This is a genomic window from Kitasatospora sp. NPDC088779 (assembly GCF_040685395.1).
Lineage (GTDB): Bacteria > Actinomycetota > Actinomycetes > Streptomycetales > Streptomycetaceae > Kitasatospora.
Genome location: NZ_JBFBHW010000120.1, coordinates 1 through 1,785 on the forward strand (window position 1 = coordinate 1; position 1,785 = coordinate 1,785).

Annotated in this window: 2 protein-coding genes and 1 pseudogene; all 3 read left to right on the forward strand. The window is 68.5% G+C overall.

The genetic code is table 11. The features are described 5' to 3' along the window. Positions 1-506 (forward strand): annotated as a pseudogene (locus AB0P03_RS40755) (ATP/GTP-binding protein); the annotation flags it as partial. Then, the gene (locus tag AB0P03_RS40760; RefSeq protein WP_363633791.1) at positions 503-1,345 is read left to right on the forward strand and encodes a TniQ family protein; all 843 of its coding nucleotides are present in this window, start codon (positions 503-505) and stop codon (positions 1,343-1,345) included. The pseudogene AB0P03_RS40755 and the gene AB0P03_RS40760, both read left to right, overlap by 4 nt. An 86-nt stretch (positions 1,346-1,431) precedes the next feature. Further along, positions 1,432-1,785, forward strand: a 354-nt coding sequence (locus AB0P03_RS40765) for a DUF4279 domain-containing protein (protein WP_363633793.1), incomplete at its 3' end; no start/stop codon positions are given.

Below are 1,785 nucleotides of genomic sequence, written 5' to 3' on the forward strand. Positions count from 1 at the left end.
TCGACGAACTGCACAATCTCGACATCCAGACCCGGATCGGCGCCGAGGCGTCGGACCAGATCAAGTACCTGTCCGAGCGCATCCCCGCCACATTCGTTCTGGCCGGCGTCGACATCGAGGGCACCGGCCTGTTCGCCGGGCGACGCGGCGGCCAGATCGCCAGCCGCTACAGCCTCATCCCCACCAGCTCCTTCCGACACAAGACCCCGCAGGAGCAGGCGGCCTGGCAGGCCCTGGTCGCCACCTTGGAGAACGCACTGCGGCTGCACGCCCACCGCCCAGGCGCCCTCCTCCAACTCGCCCCCTACCTGCACGACCGCACCGCAGGCATGATCGGCAGCCTGTCCCACCTGGTCCGCGAAGCCGCCCTGGACGCCATCTTGGACGGCGCCGAGAAGATCACCCGCACCGGCCTGGAAGCCGTCGACCTCGACGAGAGTGCCGAACAGCAGAACCTCCCGCGCGCCCGCCAGCGCCGCACCCGCGAAGCGAGAAGGACCGCATGAACAGCCGCCTGCGGACCCTGCCCGTCGCCCTGGCACCCGTCCACCACGAGACGATCGGCTCCTACCTCAACCGCCTCGCCGACGCCAACCACCTATCGATCGGCCACCTCTCCTTCCTGATCGGCCCCAACCGCCGCCACCGGCGCGACGACAACCGTGTCGGCTACTGGACCCCCGCCGCCCTGCCCCGGCTGGCGGCTCTGACCGGCCAAAGCGTTCCCACGCTGATCCAAGCGATGCCGGTCCTGGCCGAAGTACGCGAACCCGGACAGCACCGCCAGCAGTTGGCCATCGAAGAACTGGCTGAGCCCCGCCAGCGACCTGCCTGCCGTCTCTGCATGGCCCGTCATGGCATTCACGGACTCGTCGTCCGCAGCACCCCGCACCACCAAGGGGTCTGCCATCGGCACCACCGCTGGCTCCTCGGCGGTGACCAGCACCACCTGGACGCGCTCCCCGAGATACTCCACGCTGACCTGCGGCACCGCAGGCTCGTCCGCTGCAGCACGGCCCCCTTCATCGCCCTGGACTACCAGTGCGCCCGCACGATCACGGCCAACTGGTTCCGATCGTCCGAGCCGCTCGCCCTCCAGCAGCGCTGGACCCGACGCCTGGACGCCATCGCCGAGGACGCCTACGGAGACCCCCACCGCCCCACCGAGGACCGCATCGAACTCGCTACCTATCCCGAAACCGTCGCTCTGACGGGCCTGTTCGCCTCGCCCCACTGGCGCGAGCGCAAAGACCTGCACGCCGAAGCCGCACGACGCCTTGCGGTCGATGCCCAAGACCTCCCGGCCGACCTGACCAGTCACGGACTCGTCGCCTCCGACAGCTGATCCGCTGTTGCATGACCACCGAACCGTCGCCTCGCTCCGGGCCAATCTCCCTGGACCAGCCGCCATCCCACGGATATCGTCCCCGGGTGCCTCTTCGTCAGTACGTCTACTTCGCGTTGTTCAGCCAGCACACCTCCGCGGCGGAGATGACCGCGCTGCTGGGCATCGAACCTGATGAGGTGTCCGTCCGCGGCAGCCGTTTCACGGAACCCGTAGTGAGACCGGTGAGCCACTCCTGGAAGATCGTGTGTCGAGAGCCGGGCCTGTGTGTCGACGAGCAAATCAACCGCGTCCTGGACAGGCTCCGGCCGCACACGGCCCGAATCGCCGAACTCGCCAGTCATCTGGCCGCCGAGGAACAAGAACACGGCGGCGCAGTCCTAGAGGTCGTGCGCTACTTCAACGACACCGACCAGGAACAGCAGCCCCTCCAGCAGGGG